General features: G+C 56.5%; 25 protein-coding genes. 12 read left to right on the forward strand and 13 right to left on the reverse strand.

The window, feature by feature from the left end; all coding sequences use genetic code 11:
- Window positions 1–120: 120 nt before the first annotated feature.
- From flgJ to flgB, 9 genes are read right to left on the reverse strand one after another with little or no spacing between them, the layout of a single operon-like run.
- Window positions 121–1080 (reverse strand): flagellar assembly peptidoglycan hydrolase FlgJ, encoded by a 960-nt coding sequence (gene flgJ / locus ACLIBF_RS13545; RefSeq protein ID WP_031376563.1) that lies wholly within the window; start codon window positions 1078–1080, stop codon window positions 121–123.
- Window positions 1080–2189, reverse strand: coding sequence for a flagellar basal body P-ring protein FlgI (locus ACLIBF_RS13550; protein ID WP_069728161.1), 1110 nt, complete (start codon window positions 2187–2189; stop codon window positions 1080–1082). The genes flgJ and ACLIBF_RS13550 overlap by 1 nt, the downstream gene beginning before the upstream one ends.
- 9 nt (window positions 2190–2198) lie before the next feature.
- Window positions 2199–2909, reverse strand: a complete 711-nt coding sequence (locus tag ACLIBF_RS13555) for a flagellar basal body L-ring protein FlgH (RefSeq protein WP_031376561.1) — start codon at window positions 2907–2909, stop codon at window positions 2199–2201.
- A gap of 60 nt (window positions 2910–2969) precedes the next feature.
- The gene (flgG, locus tag ACLIBF_RS13560) at window positions 2970–3752 is read right to left on the reverse strand and encodes a flagellar basal-body rod protein FlgG (protein WP_046288395.1); all 783 of its coding nucleotides are present in this window, start codon (window positions 3750–3752) and stop codon (window positions 2970–2972) included.
- 17 nt (window positions 3753–3769) lie between these two features.
- Entirely contained in the window at window positions 3770–4528 is a 759-nt protein-coding gene (locus tag ACLIBF_RS13565) for a flagellar basal body rod protein FlgF (protein WP_046288396.1), read from the reverse strand.
- A 20-nt stretch (window positions 4529–4548) separates the two neighbouring features.
- Window positions 4549–5823, reverse strand: coding sequence for a flagellar hook protein FlgE (gene flgE / locus ACLIBF_RS13570; RefSeq protein WP_448309974.1), 1275 nt, complete (start codon window positions 5821–5823; stop codon window positions 4549–4551).
- A 26-nt stretch (window positions 5824–5849) separates the two neighbouring features.
- Complete coding sequence (gene flgD / locus ACLIBF_RS13575) at window positions 5850–6524, reverse strand: flagellar hook assembly protein FlgD (protein ID WP_031376558.1); 675 nt, start codon at window positions 6522–6524, stop codon at window positions 5850–5852.
- Between the two features lie 12 nt (window positions 6525–6536).
- Window positions 6537–6941, reverse strand: coding sequence for a flagellar basal body rod protein FlgC (flgC, locus tag ACLIBF_RS13580; RefSeq protein ID WP_031376557.1), 405 nt, complete (start codon window positions 6939–6941; stop codon window positions 6537–6539).
- 2 nt (window positions 6942–6943) lie between these two features.
- A complete protein-coding gene (flgB, locus tag ACLIBF_RS13585) occupies window positions 6944–7357 on the reverse strand; it encodes a flagellar basal body rod protein FlgB (protein ID WP_031376556.1) in 414 nt (137 codons plus the stop codon).
- 154 nt (window positions 7358–7511) lie between these two features.
- Between flgB and flgA the strand changes: the two genes are divergently transcribed.
- The 3 genes from flgA (at window position 7512) to flgN (ending at window position 9014) form a co-directional block, all read left to right on the forward strand.
- Window positions 7512–8171: a flagellar basal body P-ring formation chaperone FlgA gene (gene flgA / locus ACLIBF_RS13590; protein ID WP_279810336.1), complete on the forward strand. Its 660-nt coding sequence runs from the start codon at window positions 7512–7514 to the stop codon at window positions 8169–8171.
- A 103-nt stretch (window positions 8172–8274) separates the two neighbouring features.
- The gene (flgM, locus tag ACLIBF_RS13595; protein ID WP_031376554.1) at window positions 8275–8577 is read left to right on the forward strand and encodes a flagellar biosynthesis anti-sigma factor FlgM; all 303 of its coding nucleotides are present in this window, start codon (window positions 8275–8277) and stop codon (window positions 8575–8577) included.
- A gap of 5 nt (window positions 8578–8582) precedes the next feature.
- Window positions 8583–9014, forward strand: a complete 432-nt coding sequence (gene flgN / locus ACLIBF_RS13600) for a flagellar export chaperone FlgN (RefSeq protein WP_031376553.1) — start codon at window positions 8583–8585, stop codon at window positions 9012–9014.
- 60 nt (window positions 9015–9074) lie between these two features.
- Here the strand turns inward: flgN and murJ are convergent, their stop codons facing one another.
- The 4 genes from murJ to rimJ all read right to left on the reverse strand — a co-directional run bounded on the left by murJ (window position 9075) and on the right by rimJ (window position 12899).
- Complete coding sequence (murJ, locus tag ACLIBF_RS13605) at window positions 9075–10613, reverse strand: murein biosynthesis integral membrane protein MurJ (protein WP_031376552.1); 1539 nt, start codon at window positions 10611–10613, stop codon at window positions 9075–9077.
- Between the two features lie 122 nt (window positions 10614–10735).
- Window positions 10736–11656, reverse strand: a complete 921-nt coding sequence (locus ACLIBF_RS13610; protein ID WP_279810335.1) for a Gfo/Idh/MocA family protein — start codon at window positions 11654–11656, stop codon at window positions 10736–10738.
- Window position 11657: 1 nt separating this feature from the next.
- Window positions 11658–12293: a YceH family protein gene (locus tag ACLIBF_RS13615; protein ID WP_279810334.1), complete on the reverse strand. Its 636-nt coding sequence runs from the start codon at window positions 12291–12293 to the stop codon at window positions 11658–11660.
- Window positions 12294–12308: 15 nt separating this feature from the next.
- The gene (gene rimJ, locus ACLIBF_RS13620) at window positions 12309–12899 is read right to left on the reverse strand and encodes a ribosomal protein S5-alanine N-acetyltransferase (RefSeq protein ID WP_046288397.1); all 591 of its coding nucleotides are present in this window, start codon (window positions 12897–12899) and stop codon (window positions 12309–12311) included.
- A gap of 294 nt (window positions 12900–13193) precedes the next feature.
- Between rimJ and grxB the strand changes: the two genes are divergently transcribed.
- From grxB to ACLIBF_RS13665, 9 genes are all read left to right on the forward strand, one after another.
- Window positions 13194–13841 (forward strand): glutaredoxin 2, encoded by a 648-nt coding sequence (gene grxB / locus ACLIBF_RS13625; RefSeq protein ID WP_046288398.1) that lies wholly within the window; start codon window positions 13194–13196, stop codon window positions 13839–13841.
- 115 nt (window positions 13842–13956) lie between these two features.
- Entirely contained in the window at window positions 13957–14520 is a 564-nt protein-coding gene (locus ACLIBF_RS13630) for a lipoprotein (protein WP_031376549.1), read from the forward strand.
- Window positions 14521–14651: 131 nt separating this feature from the next.
- Window positions 14652–15695 carry a dihydroorotase gene (gene pyrC, locus ACLIBF_RS13635; protein ID WP_279810333.1) on the forward strand — a complete coding sequence of 348 codons (1044 nt, stop codon included), beginning with the start codon at window positions 14652–14654 and terminating at the stop codon, window positions 15693–15695.
- A gap of 62 nt (window positions 15696–15757) precedes the next feature.
- Window positions 15758–16003, forward strand: coding sequence for a DNA damage-inducible protein I (dinI, locus tag ACLIBF_RS13640; protein ID WP_031376547.1), 246 nt, complete (start codon window positions 15758–15760; stop codon window positions 16001–16003).
- Window positions 16004–16149: 146 nt separating this feature from the next.
- On the forward strand, window positions 16150–16422 hold the full coding sequence (locus tag ACLIBF_RS13645) for a hypothetical protein (protein ID WP_031376546.1): 273 nt from the start codon (window positions 16150–16152) through the stop codon (window positions 16420–16422).
- 249 nt (window positions 16423–16671) lie between these two features.
- The gene (bssS, locus tag ACLIBF_RS13650; protein WP_031376545.1) at window positions 16672–16926 is read left to right on the forward strand and encodes a biofilm formation regulator BssS; all 255 of its coding nucleotides are present in this window, start codon (window positions 16672–16674) and stop codon (window positions 16924–16926) included.
- 97 nt (window positions 16927–17023) lie between these two features.
- Window positions 17024–18136, forward strand: coding sequence for an N-methyl-L-tryptophan oxidase (gene solA / locus ACLIBF_RS13655; protein ID WP_279810332.1), 1113 nt, complete (start codon window positions 17024–17026; stop codon window positions 18134–18136).
- Between the two features lie 294 nt (window positions 18137–18430).
- On the forward strand, window positions 18431–19003 hold the full coding sequence (locus ACLIBF_RS13660) for a cytochrome b (RefSeq protein ID WP_279810331.1): 573 nt from the start codon (window positions 18431–18433) through the stop codon (window positions 19001–19003).
- A gap of 1 nt (window position 19004) precedes the next feature.
- Window positions 19005–19580: a YceI family protein gene (locus tag ACLIBF_RS13665; protein ID WP_046288399.1), complete on the forward strand. Its 576-nt coding sequence runs from the start codon at window positions 19005–19007 to the stop codon at window positions 19578–19580.
- Window positions 19581–19608 lie beyond the last annotated feature (28 nt).

Raw genomic sequence — 19608 nt, forward strand, 5'->3', positions numbered from 1 at the left:
GTTCCTTACATTCCCCGTCAACCGGGCTGGCAGTCATCAAAGTGGGCACCAGCAGGCGAAAACGCATCTGGCTTATGATGGTGTTATCGGCGTGCTTAAGTGAAACTTGAGGCTGAATTATCAGAACAGGTCGCCTAAATCCTGACTGTAGGCTTTTACGACTTTGTCGCCCATGCTCTTGAATTGCTGAATCATTCCCACCAGCTTTTGCGCATATTTAGGATCGGTAGCATAGCCTGCCGCCTGTAGCGCCTGTGCACCCTGCTCGGCACTCGACGCGTTAGCGACCGCCGCGTAGCGTGGGTTATTGCTGATCAGTTTGACGTAATCGGTCAGAGCCTCGAAATAGGAGTTGTAGACCCGGAAGCTGGCACGCACTTTCTTCGCTTCGCCCTGCTCATATTCGGTGGTCATGATGTCGGTGGTGTCGCCTTTCCAGTCGCCGCTGGCCTTGATACCGAACACGTTATAGCTCGGTTTACCGTCGCGGGTCAGGATCTGGCGCTGGCCCCAGCCCGACTCCAGCGCCGCCTGCGCCAGAATCAGATGGTGAGGAATGCCGCTCTGCTGACTGGCCGCCTGGGCTGGCTGGGTCAGCTGGGCGATAAACTCACGGCTGTCGGACGGCAGGCCGGTCGGTGACGAGACCGGCAGGCGCGGCATGGCTTTACGCACCAGCTGCTCCAGCTGCTGCGCCGGCTGTTGTACCGCGCCGACGGTGCTGAGAATAAAGCTGTTATCCAGCTTCATCGGCACCGTGCCGGCTTTTTCATCCGGGGCGGTGGCGGGCTGCATCTGCTTAACGATGGTTTCCGCCAGCCCGAGTCCACGTTTACCCATCTCCTGCGCAATCTGCTGATCGTACATTGAGGTGAAAAGTTTGGTTTGCTCGTTGCTCATCATGCCGTCCTGCGGCAACGCCTCACGCATGCTTTTCAACATCATCTGTACAAACATCCCTTCGACCTGGCGAGCCACCTGCAGCGCTTTGCCTTTCGGATCGCTGCTGGCCTGGTGTTTCAGTTCGTTCAGTGAGCGGCTGTCGTAAGCCGCACTCATCAGAGATTGCGTATCAGTCATCAGATAATTTCCAGTTTGGCGCGCAGACAGCCGGCGCTCTGCATTGATTGCAGGATCGACATCAGCTCGATTGGCGATGCACCCAGCGCATTCAGTGCGCGCACTACATTGTTCAGGTTGGCGCTGGCATTCACACGTTGCAGTGCCCCGCCGCTCTGACGCAGATCGATCTGGGTCTGGGTGGTGGCTACCGTCTGCCCACCGGCCAGTGGCGTATCAGGCTGGCTGACGTTCTGCTGCTGATTCACCGTCACCGACAGGTTGCCCTGCGCCACGGCACATTGATTCAGCGTTACCTCGCGGTTCATCACTACCGAACCGGTACGGGAGTTGATGATCACTTTCGCATCTTCGACCGGAATCGAGACGTTGATGTTCTGGATATCCGCCAGCAGGCGTACCTGAGCCCCGTTATTCGGCGATACGCGGATCTGAACGGTACGCGCATCCAGCGGTTGGGCGGCACCGTAACCGCCACGCGCGTTAATCGCATCGGCAATGCGCTGCGCCATCGAGAAATCTTCATTGTTGAGCTGCAGGTTAATGGTGTTCTGCGAACCAAAGTTACTTTGCAGTTCACGTTCTACCGTCGCGCCGCCGGTAATCCGGCCACCGTTCAGCTGGTTAACCTGTACGCTGCTGCCGCCTGCCGACGCACCGGCACCGCCGACCAGGATGTTCCCCTGAGCCAGCGCATAGACCTGGTTATCCACCCCTTTCATCGGAGTCATCAGCAGCGTTCCGCCGCGCAGGCTTTTAGCGTTACCCAGTGACGACACCACCACGTCAAGCGTCTGTCCCTGACGGGCAAATGCTGGCAGTTTTGCCGTCACCATCACCGCCGCCACGTTTTTCAGCTGCATGTTGGTGCCGGTCGGCACGGTAATCCCGAGCTGTGACAGCATGTTGCTCACCGTCTGGGTGGTAAACGGCGTCTGAGTGGTCTGGTCACCGGTACCGTCCAGTCCCACCACCAGTCCGTAACCGAGCAACTGGTTTTCCCGCACGCCCTGTACGGTGGTTAAATCACGGATCAGATCGGCTTTTGCCAGCAGGCTGACGCCCAGCAGCAGCGCCAGTCCGACGCGTAACAGCGTTAACTTTTTCATTGAAACCTCTTACATCGGCGAGATGTTCAGGAAGAAACGCTGTAACCAGCCCATGGTCTGCGCCTCATTGATATAACCGTTTCCGACGTACTCAATACGTGCATCGGCGACGGCAGTAGATAACACGGCGTTGCTGGCGCTGATGGTGCGAGGGTTAACCACGCCCGAGAAGCGAATGAACTCCGTGCCCTGATTAATGGCGATCTGTTTCTCGCCCACCACGTGCAGGTTGCCGTTCGACAACACCTGATCCACGGTGACGGTAATGGTGCCGGTAAAGGTGTTGTTAGCGGATGCGCCACCTTTACCTGCGAAATCGTTTTTGCCTTCGGCGCCAAAGTTGGCTTTTTCACCACCGGCCCCAACCAGCCCTGCCAGCCCGGTCGGAACCGCGCTTAAGCCGAAGCTGTTGCTGCCATCACGACTGGCATTCGCCGAGGAGCTTTTGCTGGCGCTGACGTTTTCCTGCAGCGTAATCGTCAGGGTGTCGCCAATGTTACGTGGGCGACGATCTTCAAACAGCGGCTGATAGCCGTAGTTGAGTGGCGCGACGCCCTGGAAAATCGAACCGTTAACCACCGGTGGCGCGGACGGCATCGGCTGCGCCGTCGTCGCCCCTTCTACCAGCGGTGTACGCGGTACCAGTGCACAACCGTTAAGGGTTAGCAGCAGCGAGGCGACTAACCAATGTCCAGGCTTGAGAATCTGTTGCTTCGCCACGGAGTCACGACCTTATCTGTGTCTGTTCTTCAGGCCAGCCGGAACTGGCCCTGTTGGGGATTAAAGCTGAGTCAGTTTCGCCAGCATCTGATCGGAAGTACTGATCGCTTTGCTGTTGATTTCGTAAGCGCGCTGAGTCTGGATCATCGTTACCAGCTCTTCTGCCACGTTGACGTTCGAGGTTTCGGTATAGCCCTGATAAAGCAGACCGGCGCCGTTCTGGCCTGGCGTGCTGTCAGTTGGCGCACCCGAAGCCTGCGTTTCCTGATAGAGGTTTTCACCCACGCTATCGAGACCGGCATCGTTCATAAAGGTGCTCAGGGTCAGCTGGCCGACCTGGGTCGCCTGCGCCTGGCCCTGCTGCGTCACGCTCACCACCCCGTCACGCGCCACGGTAATGCTGGTGGCGTTGGCCGGAATCGTGATGCCGGGCTGCACCGGGAAGCCAGAGTTGGTCACCAGCTGACCGTTCTGATCGACCTGGAACGCGCCGTCACGGGTATAGGCAGAAGTGCCATCCGGCATCTGAATCTGGAAATAACCCTGACCATTAATGGCGATATCTTTTGAGTTGCTGGTCTGCGACAGGTTGCCCTGCGTATGCAGACGCTCAGTGGTGACCGGACGAACACCGGTACCAATCTGCAGGCCGGACGGCAGCGTGGTCTGTTCAGACGACTGGGTGCCGGGCTGACGCATGGTCTGATACATCAGATCTTCAAACACCGCACGCGAACGCTTAAAGCCGTTGGTGCTGACGTTTGCCAGGTTGTTGGCAATCACGTCCATGTTCATCTGCTGCGCATCAAGACCGGTTTTAGCGATCCATAAAGAACGAATCATGTTGTTATCCTCGCGCCTTAGCTGCTCATGTTCAGCAGCTGGTTGGCTTTTTGTTCGTTTTCATCAACGTTTGTGATGACTTTCATCTGCATCTCAAAACGTCGGGCGTTGGCGATCATGTCGACCATGGTTTCAACCGGCTTAACGTTGCTGCCTTCCAGCACACCCGGCATCACCTGCATGGTAGCGTCAGCCTGCAACGCCGCGCCGCGGGTGTTCTGGGTGGCTGCCGTCGGGCGGAACATGCCGTCATCGCTGCGCTGCAACTCCTGACCGGTGGCCCGCACCAGCTTGAGCTTACCCAGCTGGACCGTGGCATTCGGTGCATCGCCGGCATTCAGGCCGGTGATTGAACCGTCAGCGGCAATGGTGATTTCCGATCCCTGTGGGATCACAATCGGACCGCCATCGCCCATTACAGGATTGCCCTGAATCGTCAGCGTCCCGTTCGGGCTGATTTGCATGTTGCCGTTGCGGGTATAAGCTTCGCTGCCGTCAGCAGTACGCACCGCCAGCCAGCCATCCTGCTGTACCGCGACGTCGAGTGGGCGCTCGGTGTAATCCATCGAGCCCTGACTCATATCGGCGCCCGGCGTGGACGCGGTCACCAGCGTGCGGGTTGGCAGTGACCAGCCATTGACCGGCACTGCGCGCAACGCATTAAGCTGCGCACGAAAGCCTGGCGTTGAGGCGTTGGCGAGGTTGCTGGCGGTGACCGCCTGCTGATCCAGCGTCTGGCTGGCCGCGCCCATCGCGGTATATATCGCGTGATCCATAAAGCAATCCTGTTAGCGAATTAACGTAAGTTAACCAGCGTGTTAAGAATCTGGTCCTGAGTTTTGATGGTCTGCGCATTCGCCTGATAGTTACGCTGCGCCACAATCATGTTCACCAGCTCTTTACTCATGTCGACGTTAGAAGCTTCCAGCGCGCCAGCGGTCAGAGAACCGAAGGTGCCGGTGTTCGCCAGACCAATTGCTGCCTGACCGGAGGCATTCGACGCCGACCAGACGTTGTCGCCCTGTGACTGCAGGCCTTCCGGGTTAGAGAAGCTCGCCAGCACGATCTGACCCAGCAACTGGGTTTTCTGGTTGGAGTAGGTGCCGGTGATGGTGCCGTCATCGTTAATGGCGTAGCTGGTCAGATCGCCAGGCGCATAACCGTCCTGGGTCGGGCTGCCGAAAGTGGTGGCACCGGTGTTCTGCTGCAGGCTGCCCAGCATGCTCAGGGTGATCGGCTGGTTAGCTACTGCACCGTTGGCTGCGGTAGTCTGGCCGGCTGCCGGCACGTTCAGGGTTAACCCGACGGTGCCATCAGTACTGCTGCTGACAACAGCGCCGGTCGCATCCAGCTTGTCCATGTGGGTCAGCTTGCCGCTGATGTCGAACGCCATTTTGAAGTCACCCGCAGATGAACCGGTGTTGGCATCAATCGCGTGCACGGTCCAGCTGTTGCTGGCAGTGTCTTTGACAAAGTACATATCGAGCGCGTGATCGTTACCCTGCGAGTCATAGACGGTCGCGGTGGTCTTCTTGTTGTAGCTGTCGGCGTTAGCAGTAGAGAACGTCGTCACTGTCGGTGCGGTGTCGGTTGAGTTCAGGTTCGCGACCAGGCCAGTGGTGGTGGTTGCGCGAGCCGGCATCTGCTCGGTCGGAATGCTGATCGCCACCGGGTTAGCACCCGCCTGGATAGTCGCTGGCGAGCCGCTGGCCGGATAACCGGTCACGTTCAGGCCCTGGGTGTTGATCAGGTTACGGTTAGCATCCAGCGTGAACTGGCCATTACGTGAGTAATAAACTGCGCCGCTGGTGTCGGTCATACGGAAGAAACCGTTGCCGCTCAGGGCGACGTCGAGGCCGCGGCTGGTGGTGGTGGTCGAACCGTCGTTAAAGTTCTGGATCACTGCCGCCACTTTGGTACCGAGGCCGACGTTAGAACCGGCGAACATATCAGCAAAGGCGATGGTGCTCGATTTAAAACCCGCTGTCGCGGAGTTGGCGATGTTGTTGCCGATGACATCAAGGTTACTTGAGGCAGCGCCAAGGCCGCTGACCGCTTGGGAAAATGACATGTGTGTGTCTCCTGTCTACAGGTTAATCAGAGAATCTGACGTACTTCGTCAAGGGAAGCGGAGCCCATGGTGCCGAGATCCAGTTTTGTGGTGTCGTTCGCGGTACTCACCCCATTGACGTAGGCGTAGTTAAGCGGTTGTGCCACCAGTTGTGTGCTGCCATTGCTTGCGGCAATCGCAACGCTGTATTTACCGTCTGGCGCGGTTGAACCGTCGCTCAGTTTGCCGTCCCACGAGAAGGTATGAACACCCGCGCTCAGTGCGCCGAGGTCAACGGTATCGATCACCGTGCCATTCGCATCTTTAATCGTGGCGGCGGTAGCGGTGGACGCCGAGGTCAGTTCAACCCCAAACGGCGTGGTCGTGCCGCTGCCAACCAGAACCTGCGAGCCGTTAACCATCACGCCGTGCCCAATCAGGGTCGAGCTTTGCAGCGACTGGCTGGTGCTGATCTGGCCGGAAATCGATCCCAGCGTGGTATTGAGTTTCTCAATCCCGCTCAGGGTGTTGATCTGTGCCAGTTGGGTGGTGAGCTGGCTGTTATCCATCGGATTGGTGGGATCCTGGTTCTGTAACTGGGTCACCAGCATGGTCAGGAACTGATTCTGCAGATCCTGCGCGCTGTTGCCGGTGCCACTGGTGCTGGAGGAGCTGAGGACCGTGGGGTCCAGCTTCTCATTAACGCCTACCGCGATAGCCATAATTGTTCTCCGTTATTGCCCGATCGTCAGGGTTTTCATCATCATCGACTTCACGGTGTTGAGGACTTCAACGTTCGCCTGGTAACTGCGTGACGCTGACATGGTGTTGACGGTCTCAGAGACCACATCCACGTTGGGCATTTTGACGTAGCCTTTGGCATCGGCCATCGGGTTACCCGGGTCATACACCAGTTTGGCGGGGGTCGGATCGTCCACCACCTTCGCCACTTTCACGCCGCCGGTGGCTGCGCCAGGCGCGGCATCGGTCTGGAATACCACCTGTTTGGCGACGTAAGGTTGCCCATCCGGGCCGGTTACGCTGTCGGCGTTGGCCAGGTTACTGGCACTGACGTTTAATCGCTGTGATTGCGCGGTCATCGCTGAGCCGGCAATGTCAAAAATGTTCAGCAAGGCCATAATTATTGCCCTTGTAACACGCTCATCATGCCTTTGATCTGGCTACTGATAAGGGTGAGATCGGTTTGATATTTCAGGCTGTTATCCGCGAACTGAGTACGTTCACGGTCCATATCTACAGTGTTGCCGTCGGCGGCTGGCTGATCGGGAATGCGATAGAGCATGTCCATCGACGGTGCCGAGTTGGTCTGCGCTTCAATGTGGCGAGCTGACGTGACTTTTAACGCCATGCTGCTGCCTTCCGCACGACCATTGGCCATCACCCGACTCAGCTCGCTGGCAAAGTCGATATCCCGGGCCTGATAACCAGGGGTATCGGCGTTGGCAATGTTTGACGCCAGGATCTCCTGACGTTGAGCACGCAGGTTGAGGGCTTCCGTACCAAATTTCAGCGCCGCATCCAGTTTGTCGAGCATGGTTCCTCCGCGAATGAGAATTTCGAGCTGGCAGCTTAATTTGGAAAAGCAAGAGGTGATCGTCTGAATAAGGCCAAAAACCCACGCTATTTTGGCTCTTGAATATTTTTTGCTGCGCGTACACTCGTTGCCATCATCAGTGAGGAAAAGCACCATGCGTGGATATCAAACCCTGCTGGCCAGTCTGCTGGTCCTGATCGCCCTGCCGGTTACGGCCGGCGATCTCAGTGCACAACTGAACCAATTTTTTAAAGCGCGTGACGCCCAGCATGCCGACGGTATGACCGTGGTGGTTCGCACGCCGCAGGCCCAGTGGCCCGATTGCGACGCGCCAAAATTTACCCTGCCGGGCAACAGCCGCCTGTGGGGCAACATGAGCGTGGCCGCCAACTGCGGTGAGAATCGCCGCTACATTCAGGTGCAGGTGCAGGTCACCGGACCTTACCTGGTCGCAAACCGGCTGTTAACGCGCGGCAGCAGCGTCAGTGCGGCTGATTTCAGCCTGCAGACGGGCCGGCTCGATACCCTGCCGGCGCGTGCGCTGCTGAACGATGAGGCGATAGCGGATGCCGTGGTGCTGCGTGACATCCAGCCGGGACAGCCGATTAATCCGTCGATGCTGCGTCAGCCGTGGCGGGTGAAGGCGGGTCAGAGCGTGATGGTGATTGCCAGTGGTGACGGTTTTGACGCCAGCGGCGAGGGTAAGGCACTGAACAATGCCACCCAGTCTCAGTGGGTGCGGGTGCGGATGGGAAATGGGCAGGTTGTCAGCGGTCGGGTGCGGGATGATGGGAATATTCTTATAACACTATAAAGCGTTAAAGAAGCCAGTTGTTCTGCCGATAGAAGAATCAACTAAGCAATTACGCTATTCTGATTCAGGTGGCAGACTCCCCTGACCGTACAGGAGCCCGAATATGAGCATCGACAGAACGCAACCGCTGAAACCCGCCAGCACCGTACAGAGCCGCGACACCAGCGAGCCCGCCAGCACCAAAGTGCGTCAAAGCACCACGCCGGCGGCCAGCACGCCAGCCGCCGCCCAGGTTAGCCTGAGCAGCGCGCAGTCACAGCTGATGCAGCCAGGCAGCCAGGACATCAACGTCCAGCGGGTTGAACAACTGAAAACCGCCATTCGTAATGGCGAACTTAAAATGGATACCGGCAAGATCGCCGACGCGCTGATTGCCGACACTAAGGCGTATTTAGAGGGTAACTAGTCCCCATGAGTAACTTGCTGACCACATTAGATAAGATGCAGGATGTGCTGGCATCGCTGTCAACCTTGCTGGAAGAAGAGCAGCAGCAGTTGGCAGCCGGAAACATTAACAGCAACCTGTTGCAGCGTATCACTGAAGATAAAGGTGCGCTGCTCAGTACGCTTAACTATCTGGATGAGATGCGCCGTACCGCCGAGCAAAGCCTGGCAACCTCGGCACCTTATCGTGGTCAGAGCGACATGGCGAGCCGCTGGCAACGTATTCAGCAGCACACCCGTCGCCTGCAGGATGCCAACGTGCATAATGGCCTGCTGCTGCAACATCAGATTCGTTACACCCAGGATGCGCTGGAGGTGCTGAAGCCGCACCAGACCCAGGCGTTTTATGGTCCCGATGGGATGGGTAAAGGCCAGGCGACACTCAGCCGCAAAGCCTGACGAGTGACTGAGCAAAAAAATCCCGCCAGCTTGCGGGATTTTTTGCATGCCTGTTTTTTATCAGACAGTTGTGCGTCGCGCATAATCGCGCAGCCGGAAGCCGAGCAGCCCGAGCGTCACGAAGTAAGCACCGCCCCCGACCGCACACACCGCCGCCAGTCGCAGCAGCCGCCACAGCATCGAACCCTGTTCCCAGGCTGGCATCCACTGCAGCATCGCAAACAGCGCCGCCGCCATCGCCAGCACCGCAATCAGCAGGCGAACCAGAAACCCTGTCCAGCCGGGCTGGGGCATAAAGATCTGCTTTTTACGCAGTTGCCAGTAGAGCAGTGCCGCATTGAGACAGGCCGCGAGACCAATCGACAGCGACAAACCGGCATGCTTTAGCGGACCAATAAACGCCAGGTTCATCAGCTGAGTCATAATCAGGGTAACAATCGCGATCTTAACCGGCGTTTTGATGTCCTGCCGCGAGTAAAAGCCCGGTGCCAGCACTTTGACCACAATTAAGCCCATCAGCCCGACGGAATAAGCGATCAGCGCCCGCTGGGTCATCGCCGCATCAAAGGCGGTAAACTTACCGTACTGGAACAGCGCTACGGTCAGCGGGCCAGAGAGCATCCCCAGCGCCACCGCACTCGGCAGCGCCAGCAAAAAGCAGAGGCGTAAGCCCCAGTCCATCAGCCGGGAATATTCATCGTGATTACCGCTGGCAAAACTTTTGGCCAGCGAAGGCAGCAGGATGGTGCCCAGCGCCACGCCGAGCACGCCGGACGGAAATTCCATCAGCCGGTCAGCGTAATACATCCACGAGACCGATCCTGATACCAGAAAGGAGGCGAAAATGGTGTTGATGATCAACGAGATCTGGCTGACCGAGACACCGAGAATCGCCGGTCCCATCTGACGCATGACCCGCCAGACGCCAGCATCACGCAGGTTCAGGCGCGGCAGCACCAGCATGCCGAGCTTTTTCAGGTGCGGCAGCTGATAACCGAGCTGCAGCACGCCGCCTGCCACCACCGCCCACGCCAGCGCCATCACCGGCGGATGGAAATGCGGTGCAGCAAACAGCGCGAAACCAATCATGCTGATATTCAGCAGGGTCGGGGCAAACGCCGGAACCGAGAAGCGGTTCCAGGTGTTCAGCACTGCACCCGCCAGCGAGGCGAGCGAAATCAGCATGATATAAGGAAAGGTCACCCGCAGCAGCGAACTGGTCAGCGCGAACTTATCGGCGCTGTCGGCAAAGCCCGGCGCCGTGACCATAATCACCCACGGCGCGGCGATCATCCCCGCCACCGTGACCAGCGCCAGCGCCAGCGTCAGCAGTCCGGAGACGTAGGCGAGGAACAGCCGCGTCGCTTCATCGCCCTGCTTACTCTTGTATTCCGCCAGAATCGGCACAAATGCCTGTGAGAAGGCGCCTTCAGCAAAGATACGCCGTAAAAGATTGGGCAACTTAAAGGCGACGAAAAATGCATCGGTCGCCATTCCGGCGCCAAACACCCTGGCCACAATGGCATCTCGGGCAAAGCCCAGTACGCGGGAAAACAGGGTCATGGAACTGACCGCTGCCAGCGATTTCAACAAATTCATAATTGACGGCGCATCCTGAAAAGAATCGGCAAAATGAGAGACTTAGCGCGGGCATCCGGATGATGCCCGGCGATAGTCTACTGCCACGGCGGGAAATGACCAGCACGGAGTGTTACAAGGCATTATTGTTGAGTGGCGTCACGCCACAGTTTTTCCACCACGCGCTGCGCCAGCAGGGCCTGTTCACCGCTGGTTTCGGGCATCGTCTGATTTTGCACGCACTGGATAAAATGGTGTGCCGCGCCGCTGAAACCGCGCTGCACCAGATGACTTTGCCAGGCGGGTGGCGGCGCGATCAGCAGGCCGCCTGCGGTTTCCTCCTGCCAGTCGCGCATTTCGCTGATATCGATGCATTTGCGCTCACACACCGCGCTGACCCGCTCACGCTGGCTGCCGGCACGCCGGTGCATGCTGGTGGTGATCGGCACGCCGCCCACGTTAAAGTGGTGTTCCGCGTAAAGCATCTCTCCCTGCGCGGTAGTGGTAATGCGCCCCTGCACTTCACTAAACGGCTGACCGCCGAGCCACAGCGCGGTATCCACCACGTGCAGATAGTCATCCAGCAGGGTAAAACGCAGATCGTGCGGTCCGACGCTGTCGCTGCGGTGCTTTTCAATCCGCAACGAGGCGACGCTGCCCATCTCAGCTTTAAGCTGCTGATAGCGTGGAGCAAAGCGACGATTAAAACCCACCATCAGTTTGCGCTGCTGCCGGCCGGCAAGCTCAACCAGCGCTTCCGCCTGATCGAGGGTTTCCGCCAGCGGCTTATCGACGCAGACATCTTTGCCGGCCAGCAGCAGCGTCCTGACCACCTGATAGTGGCTCGCGGTGCTGCTGTGGACAAACACCGCATCGCAGGCGGCGGCCAGTTCGTCAATCGAGCTGAAACAGCGGATGCGAAAACTGTCGCAGACTGGCCGGGCTTTGGCCTGATTGGGCGAAAAAGCCCCCACCAGCGTCCAGTCAGTCGCCGCCGACAACACCGGCAGCCAGGCTTTCTGCGCGATGCCGCCCAGTCCCACCACGCCAATACGTAACGTCATTTCAGCTCTCCGTTTGCAGCAGTTGGGTGAGTTGCGCCTGCAGTTGCGCCACCTGATGTTCCAGCGCCGTGACGCGTGCAGCCAGATCGTCCGGCTCTGCGGCGTCACTCTCGTGTGGCAATTCCGCCTCATCGCTCAGCAGATGGATAAAACGGTGTTCGCGCCGACCCGGTTCCCGCGGCAGACGCATCACCGTGGCGCTGTCATCACGCTGCTGCAGCGCGTTGAGCGTCTGTTCCACCTCACTAACGTCGGTAAATTCATGCAGACGTCCGCTACGGGTACGCAGTTCACCCGGCGTCTGGGCACCGCGCAACAGCAGCAGTGTCAGCACCGCCACTTCCGCGCTGTTAAGCTTTAGCGTGCCAAAGGCGGAGTTGCAGAAGCGCTGAGCATATTTAACTACCCGCTGGCCCGATGCGCTGCTGGCGGTCACCAGATGCAATTTTTCCAGCTGATCGAGCTGATTTTGCACCTCGGTCTCGCTCAGGTTCATTACCGGCTCACGGTTCGATTTCTGATTACAGGCGCTGACCACCGCATTCAGGGAGAGCGGATACTGTTCCGGCGTCGTGACCTCTTTCTCCAGCAGACAGCCCAACACGCGCAACGCCTGCGCCGACAACGTCAATTTCATGCTGACTCCTTGTTATTATCCACGCCGATCAGACGTCCATTCCCGCCAGGTTAATGCCGTCAGGACGTGATCCTGCCAGCGGCCGTCGATCAACAGATAATCTTTGGCGTAACCCTCTTTTTCGAATCCGAGCCGCGCCAGCAAATCGCCGCTGCGCTGGTTGTGTGGCATGTAGTTGGCCATAATGCGGTGGATATGCTGCTGACGCTGCATATAGCGGATAGCCGACTGCAGCGCTTCAAACATCATGCCCTGCCCCTGCCATTTCTCGCCGAGTGAGTAGCCCAGATAACAGGCGTGGAACGAGCCGCGCAACACGTTGCTGAAATTAGCCACGCCGCGCACCTCGGTTTCATCGCTGTCCATCAGAATGAAATAGAATGCCGATCCCTGCTTATGCATATCGGTAATCAGCCCTAGACGCGCCTGCCAGCCTGAGGGATAGCAGTGGCTTTCATCGCGCACCGGCTCCCACGGCTTTAAAAACAGGCGGTTTTCTGCGTAATAATCTGCCAGCCGCCAGGCATCACGCTCGTGAACCAGACGGACCACCAGCCGGTCGGTGGTTAATCGCACCCTTGGCGCGGCAGAACGATAGCCAAACATCCTGACTCCTGAAATCAAAGGCTGATAAAGATGAGCCGTAATTACCCTGCTTTCACTATAACCGTCGCCTGGGCTGCGGTAAAACGTTACCCGCGATCAAGCTGCAAACACCTTGATTTTGCTCTGATATCGCCATTGATTTTGACGGTGATTACCGGCCCGGACCCGCTCTGACGCCGATCGGTTCCGCATCCGGCGCGGGTGGGTTTGCCCTGCCGCTTAATCTCTTCCATACTTTTTGGCGAGTCCGAAAACAGGATGAATTGATTCATGCTGTCAACAAAGGAGATCAGGATGAAGCTGTATATCTATGAACACTGCCCTTTCTGCGTTAAGGCGCGGATGATTTTCGGCCTGAAAAATCTGCCGGTTGAGCTGGTGGTGATGCTCAATGACGACGAAGAGACGCCCAAACGGCTGATCGGTCAGAAAATGGCCCCGATCCTGCAAAAACAGGATGGCAGCGCCATGCCGGAGAGCATGGATATCGTGCATTATATCGATCGACTGGAGGGCGAACCGCTGATCACCGGCGCCCTCAATCCGGCCATCGCTGACTGGCTGCGCCACATGAACGGCTATGTTAACAAACTGCTGTTACCGCGCATCGCCGAGGCCCCTTTTGCAGAATTTGCCACACCGGAAGCGCGCGACTATTTCCGCAACAAAAAGCAGGCCAGCATTGGAGATTTCACCGAGCTGAAAAGCCATGCTGCCGGGATGATCAAAAATGTCAGCGGCGATCTGCGCCAGCTCGATAAATTAATTGTTCAGCCTAATGCGGTGAACGGTGAACTCTCTGAGGATGATTTTAACCTGTTCCCGCTGCTGCGCTCGCTGACGCTGGTTGCCGGTATCGACTGGCCGGCCAGAGTCGCAGAGTACCGCGATAACATGGCCAAGCAAACCCAGGTCAATCTGCTCTCCTCGATCGCCCAGTAACCCCTAACGGATGAGAAACCGAATACGTTTCTCATCCCTTTCCTGATGACACCTGAGATGCATTCAGGCACGCTATGCGCTGTTCAATTAGCTTCGTCATTTAGGATGAATATCGATGAAAAAGGGTTTTTCCGGCCTTGCCGCTCTGTTACTGGTGCTGCTGGTTAGCGGCTGTAATCAACTGACGCAGTACACCATCAGCGAACAGGAAGTGAATCAGGCGCTGCAAAAGCACAATAACTATGAAAAAGATATCGGGCTCTCCGGACTGGTTAATGCCCATATCGTGCTCAATAATCTCACCAGCCAGATTGGCCGCGAAGAGCCGGGCAAAGTGACACTTTCCGGTAACGCGAAGATCAATGTTACCTCCCTCTTTGGGCCACAGCAGGCCGATATGCAGCTGAAGATGCGCGCTCAGCCGGTGTTCGATCAGCAGCAGGGCGCCATCTATCTGCGCGATCTGGAGATTGTTGATGCGCAGGTCACACCGGAAAAAATGGCCTCGATCATCAAGACGCTGACGCCTTATCTGAATCAGTCGCTGAAAAGCTATTTCGATCAGAAACCGGCTTACGTGCTGAGTACCGATCGAAGTAAAGGTGAGTCGCTGGCGAAGAAATTTGCCAAAGGCCTGGAAGTGAAACCGGGTGAGCTGGTGATCCCGTTTACTGACTGATCAACCGCCGCGCCTGACGGCGCGGATTTTCATCCGGCTGCAAAAAGCAGGTGCAAACGGTTGCCTGAATCCTTATGCTTAGACCCCGGCCTAAACGTGCCTTTCGTTTCCTTTCTGCCGGAGCCTCATTAATGACTGCACAACCTCAGCAACTTACTATCCGCCGCCCTGACGACTGGCATATTCATCTGCGTGACGATGAAATGCTTAAAACGGTGCTGCCGTATACCAGCGCGGTGAATGGTCGTGCCATTGTGATGCCCAATCTGGTGCCGCCGGTGACCAGCGTGGCGGCAGGTGAAGCCTACCGCGATCGGATTCTGGCGGCGCTGCCCGCTGACCACGCCTTCACACCGCTGATGACCTGCTATCTCACCGATTCGCTTGACCCGGATGAGCTGGAGCGCGGCTTCACTGCCGGCCTGTTTACCGCCGCCAAACTTTATCCGGCGCATGCCACCACTAACTCCAGCCACGGCGTTACCAACATCGCCGACATCGCCAGCGTACTGGAGCGGATGCAGCGACTCGGTATGCCGCTGCTGGTGCACGGTGAAGTTACCGACGCTCACATTGATATTTTCGATCGCGAGGCGCGCTTTATTGAGACGGTGATGATGCCGCTTCGCCAGCAGTTTCCGGCACTGAAAGTGGTGATGGAGCATATCACCACCCGTGAAGCAGCGGAGTACGTTGCCGCGGCCGATGAGACGCTGGGCGCGACCATCACCCCGCAGCATCTGATGTTTAACCGCAACCACATGCTGGTCGGCGGCATCCGTCCACACCACTATTGCCTGCCAATCCTCAAGCGCAATGTGCATCAGGAGGCGCTACGCAAGGTGGTGGCCAGCGGCCATCCCCGCTTCTTCCTCGGCACCGATACCGCGCCGCACCTGCGTCACCTGAAAGAAGCGAGCTGCGGCTGCGCCGGCGTCTTCAGTGCGCCGACGTCGTTAGCGGCCTACGCCACGGTATTTGAAGAGCTGGATGCGCTGTCGCATTTTGAAGCATTCTGCTCTGAAAACGGTCCACGCTTTTACGGCCTGCCGCTCAACGACAGCCGCATCACGCTGGTACGTGAATCGTGGCAGGTGCCAGAGAGCATCGCACTCGGCGCGCATTCGCTGGTGCCGTTCCTCGCCGGTGAGACGCTGAACTGGCGTATCGCATAATTTCGCTTGCCTCCAGCCTGTTGATACTGTAAATATATACAGTATCTTATCTGGAGGCTCCCATGCGTGTTGAAATTACCGTATCGAATACCCGACCTCTTCCTGCGGGCGCGATAGAAGCGTTGAGCGACGAGCTGTCGCGCCGCATTGACGAACAGTTCCCGGACAGCACCAATCAGGTTAAAGTGCGCTACGCCAGTGCCAATAACCTGAGCGTGCTGGGCGGGGGCAAAGAGACTCGCGATCAGATCAGCGAAATCCTGCAGCAAACGTGGGAAAGCGCTGACGACTGGTTCATTACCGATTAACCGCCTCTGTGCTGTTTTTACCGGGTTTCGCCACCCGGTTTTTTTATCTTTTCTCCCCTCTCGCACTTCCCTATTCCTGCATCTAGACTCTGAATGATCAATGCCCTATCCTTGCGCTCGTCATGCATAACAGGAGGTGCGATACCATGACTACTGATAAACCGGAAGAGGCGATGACCTTTGGTGAGTTGTTAGCACTGATTGGTGATCAGCAACGTCGGCTGACGGTGCTGGAAAATGCCTTTTCCAGTCTGATTTTCTGTCTTGACGATCGTGCCAGTCAGTTGCTGGTGCACAATCTGTCGCTGGAAGCCCAAAACCAGAACCATGATGAGCAACTGCAACAGCATTTTGCCCGTCTGGCTGAAGCGCTGCAAAAGCGCGGTGGCGGCATCGCACCGGAAACTCCGGCGCTTTAACCGCAGCCCCAGGCTCTCTCCCTCGCGTTTCTGGTCCTGAAGAATCACTGATTAAAATGCCTGATCGTCAGGCATTTTATTTTTTCATCCGCCACCTTTTAAACACAAATATTCTGTGAGAAGCTGAGTGCAGGCATTTTTTCATCAGTAATAGCCCGCTTTACTGTTATAATAGTTTCGCTATTGGAATAAAAAAGCCGCATTGAACCTCATCATGCACTTCGTTTAACGAGTAATAAGGAGGTTATAATGGACAGAAGAAAAGATGTGATTCAGACCCATCCACTGGTGGGTTGGGATATCAGTACCGTTGACAGTTATGATGCCATGATGATCCGCCTGCACTCGTTATCGTCGCAGGATCAAAAAGAAGAAGAAGCGGATGTTGGCCCGACCTACTGGCTGACAACGGATGTGGCAAGGCAGTTCATCTCGATCCTCGAAGCGGGTATCGCTAAGATTGAATCAGCCGAGCAAGTAGAACGACTCCTTAAGAAGCACTAATTCCTGCCACATCAAAGAGGCGCCCTCAGGGGTGCCTTTTTCGTTTCTGTTTCTGTTATGCTTTTGATTATCTGTCTTTTTCAGGAGCAGGGTTACCATGATTTATGATCTTATCGTTGTCGGCAGCGGCTCAGTGGGCGCGGCGGCGGGCTTCTATGCAACCCAGGCGGGCCTGTCGGTTTTGATGATCGACAGCGCTCATCCGCCGCATAATCAGGGTACGCATCACGGTGAAAGCCGGCTGATTCGCCACGCATACGGTGAAGGCGAACGTTATGTCCCGCTGGTGCTGCGCGCGCAGACCCTGTGGGATGAGCTGGAACAGCACGCCGGTGAACGTATCATGCACCGCAGCGGCGTGCTGAACCTGGCACCGATTCAGTCAGCGTTTATTCAGAACGTTATCGACAGCGCCAGGCAATGGCAGCTGAACATTGAGGTGATGCAGCCTGATGAGGTGCGCAAGCGCTGGCCGCAGATCAACGTACCCGAAGGCTATCTGGGCGTCTTTGAGCCGCAGTCGGGCTACCTCAAATGCGAACAGGCGGTCCGCAGCTGGATCAAGCTGGCAGAACAGGCAGGCTGTGCCCAGCTGTTTAACTGCCCGGTGTCCGGGATTGGGCGCGACGGCGATCTGCAACAGGTGACCACGCTAGACGGCATTTACCGTGGCCGCAAGATGCTGATCAGTGCCGGCACCTGGGTCGGCAAACTGGTGCCCAACCTGCCGGTTGCGCCGACCCGTAAGGTATTTGCCTGGTATCAGGCGGATGGTCGCTACAGCGAGAACAACAAGTTCCCGGGCTTTACCGTTGAAATGGCGGATGGCAGCCAGTTTTACGGTTTCCCGGCGGATAACAACGCGCTGAAAGTGGGACGTCATGATGGCGGCCAGCTGATGCAGCAGCCTGAAGATCGCAAACCCTTTGGCACCGTTGCGGCAGATGGCAGCGAAGCGTTTGGTTTCCTGCGTCAGTTTTTGCCGGGTGTTGGCGTGTGTCTGCACGGCGAAGCCTGTAGTTACGATTTCAGCCCGGACGAAGATTTTATTATTGATACGCTGCCAGACGAACCGAATCGGTTACTGATTACCGGTTTAAGCGGCCACGGCTTCAAATTCGCCAGCGTACTGGGCGAACTGGCAGCCGAGTTTGCTCAGCAAAAACCGTTCTCGTTTGATATTTCCCCCTTCCGGCTTTCGCGTTTCTGACTCTTGTTGCGGGTGGTATCGTCTGATAGCACCCGATTGACAAAAATTGAAGAAAATTGAATATTACTGACATTCACAGCCTGATTAATTCGCACTGAAAGTGAATTAAGCGCTTTTTTGATTGACGTATCGCGCGGTGAAAATAACTTATTCAGTAATATTGCGCATCTGTCGCGATTTTAATTCACCCTTTTCACTATCCCGACAGAAAGTTATAGAAGCGTAAGGTCGATTGCTTTTATATTTCATAATGTAGATGCTTATTTCAGATTATTTCACCTGAATAAACAGACTATGTTACGAAATACCTCTCATCAGTTTGGTCTGATCGCCGTGCTGCTGCACTGGTCGATGGCGCTGGTTATCTATGCCATGTTTGCGCTGGGATTATGGATGGTCGGACTCGGTTATTACGATAGCTGGTATCACGATGCGCCGGAAATCCATAAAAGTATTGGCGTGATCCTGTTGCTGACATTAGTGATTCGCCTGTTGTGGCGAATTATTTCACCGCCGCCTCAGCCGTTAAGCAGTTATTCCCCACCGGTGCGGATCGGGTCGATGGTTGCGCACTGGCTGCTCTATACGCTGCTGTTGGCCATCCTGCTCAGCGGCTATTTCATCTCCACCGCCGATGGCAAGCCGATTGCGGTATTCAACCTGTTTTCTCTGCCGGCCGTTCTGAGTGGCGCAGGCGCACAGGCCGATCTGGCTGGCGATATCCACCTGTGGCTGGCCTGGACGGTGGTGATCCTGTCGCTGCTGCACGGTCTGGCGGCGTTAAAACATCACTTTATCGATCGCGATACCACCTTAAAACGGATGTCAGGTTTGCGCATCCCTTTACCCGCTGAAAAGGAGAAGTAATATGCTAAAGAAGACGCTACTGGCCATGACGGGTGCCAGCCTGCTGCTGGGTTCACTGACCGCTAACGCCGCTGAGTATAAAATTGATAAAGAAGGCCAGCATGCCTTTATTCAGTTTCGTATTCAGCATTTAGGCTACAGCTGGCTGTACGGCACCTTTAAGGATTTTGACGGCCGTTTTAGCTTTGATGAGAGTAACCCTTCAGCCGATAAAGTCGACGTCACCATTAACACCAACAGTATTGATACCAATCACGCTGAACGTGACAAGCATCTGCGCAGTGCGGATTTCCTAAACGTCGGCAAAAATCCACAGGCCAGCTTCAAATCAACCTCAGTGAAAAAAGAGGGTGATGAGCTGGAAATTACAGGCGATCTGACGCTGAATGGCGTTACCAAACCGGTTACGCTGGAAGCGAAACTGCTGGGTGAAGGCAAAGATCCGTGGGGGGGATATCGCGCAGGCTTTGAAGCCGAGGGTGAAATTACGCTGAAAGATTTTAATATTACCAAAGATCTCGGCCCGGCCTCGCAAAAGGTTCAGCTGATGATTTCGGTAGAAGGTGTGCGTCAGTAAACGGCTAAACCGCCTGAAGCCGGGCTTC

The organism is Pantoea sp. PGP6 (assembly GCF_053474785.1).

What these genes read in the sequence shown, in the direction of transcription:
- flgJ (WP_031376563.1), bottom strand. Translation starts at nt 1,080, where the DNA reads ATGACTGATACGCAATCTCTGATGAGTGCGGCTTACGACAGCCGCTCA.
- ACLIBF_RS13550 (WP_069728161.1), bottom strand. Translation starts at nt 2,189, where the DNA reads ATGAAAAAGTTAACGCTGTTACGCGTCGGACTGGCGCTGCTGCTGGGC.
- flgG (WP_046288395.1), bottom strand. Translation starts at nt 3,752, where the DNA reads ATGATTCGTTCTTTATGGATCGCTAAAACCGGTCTTGATGCGCAGCAG.
- ACLIBF_RS13565 (WP_046288396.1), bottom strand. Translation starts at nt 4,528, where the DNA reads ATGGATCACGCGATATATACCGCGATGGGCGCGGCCAGCCAGACGCTG.
- flgE (WP_448309974.1), bottom strand. Translation starts at nt 5,823, where the DNA reads ATGTCATTTTCCCAAGCGGTCAGCGGCCTTGGCGCTGCCTCAAGTAAC.
- flgD (WP_031376558.1), bottom strand. Translation starts at nt 6,524, where the DNA reads ATGGCTATCGCGGTAGGCGTTAATGAGAAGCTGGACCCCACGGTCCTC.
- flgC (WP_031376557.1), bottom strand. Translation starts at nt 6,941, where the DNA reads ATGGCCTTGCTGAACATTTTTGACATTGCCGGCTCAGCGATGACCGCG.
- flgB (WP_031376556.1), bottom strand. Translation starts at nt 7,357, where the DNA reads ATGCTCGACAAACTGGATGCGGCGCTGAAATTTGGTACGGAAGCCCTC.
- flgA (WP_279810336.1), top strand. Translation starts at nt 7,512, where the DNA reads ATGCGTGGATATCAAACCCTGCTGGCCAGTCTGCTGGTCCTGATCGCC.
- flgM (WP_031376554.1), top strand. Translation starts at nt 8,275, where the DNA reads ATGAGCATCGACAGAACGCAACCGCTGAAACCCGCCAGCACCGTACAG.
- flgN (WP_031376553.1), top strand. Translation starts at nt 8,583, where the DNA reads ATGAGTAACTTGCTGACCACATTAGATAAGATGCAGGATGTGCTGGCA.
- murJ (WP_031376552.1), bottom strand. Translation starts at nt 10,613, where the DNA reads ATGAATTTGTTGAAATCGCTGGCAGCGGTCAGTTCCATGACCCTGTTT.
- ACLIBF_RS13610 (WP_279810335.1), bottom strand. Translation starts at nt 11,656, where the DNA reads ATGACGTTACGTATTGGCGTGGTGGGACTGGGCGGCATCGCGCAGAAA.
- ACLIBF_RS13615 (WP_279810334.1), bottom strand. Translation starts at nt 12,293, where the DNA reads ATGAAATTGACGTTGTCGGCGCAGGCGTTGCGCGTGTTGGGCTGTCTG.
- rimJ (WP_046288397.1), bottom strand. Translation starts at nt 12,899, where the DNA reads ATGTTTGGCTATCGTTCTGCCGCGCCAAGGGTGCGATTAACCACCGAC.
- grxB (WP_046288398.1), top strand. Translation starts at nt 13,194, where the DNA reads ATGAAGCTGTATATCTATGAACACTGCCCTTTCTGCGTTAAGGCGCGG.
- ACLIBF_RS13630 (WP_031376549.1), top strand. Translation starts at nt 13,957, where the DNA reads ATGAAAAAGGGTTTTTCCGGCCTTGCCGCTCTGTTACTGGTGCTGCTG.
- pyrC (WP_279810333.1), top strand. Translation starts at nt 14,652, where the DNA reads ATGACTGCACAACCTCAGCAACTTACTATCCGCCGCCCTGACGACTGG.
- dinI (WP_031376547.1), top strand. Translation starts at nt 15,758, where the DNA reads ATGCGTGTTGAAATTACCGTATCGAATACCCGACCTCTTCCTGCGGGC.
- ACLIBF_RS13645 (WP_031376546.1), top strand. Translation starts at nt 16,150, where the DNA reads ATGACTACTGATAAACCGGAAGAGGCGATGACCTTTGGTGAGTTGTTA.
- bssS (WP_031376545.1), top strand. Translation starts at nt 16,672, where the DNA reads ATGGACAGAAGAAAAGATGTGATTCAGACCCATCCACTGGTGGGTTGG.
- solA (WP_279810332.1), top strand. Translation starts at nt 17,024, where the DNA reads ATGATTTATGATCTTATCGTTGTCGGCAGCGGCTCAGTGGGCGCGGCG.
- ACLIBF_RS13660 (WP_279810331.1), top strand. Translation starts at nt 18,431, where the DNA reads ATGTTACGAAATACCTCTCATCAGTTTGGTCTGATCGCCGTGCTGCTG.
- ACLIBF_RS13665 (WP_046288399.1), top strand. Translation starts at nt 19,005, where the DNA reads ATGCTAAAGAAGACGCTACTGGCCATGACGGGTGCCAGCCTGCTGCTG.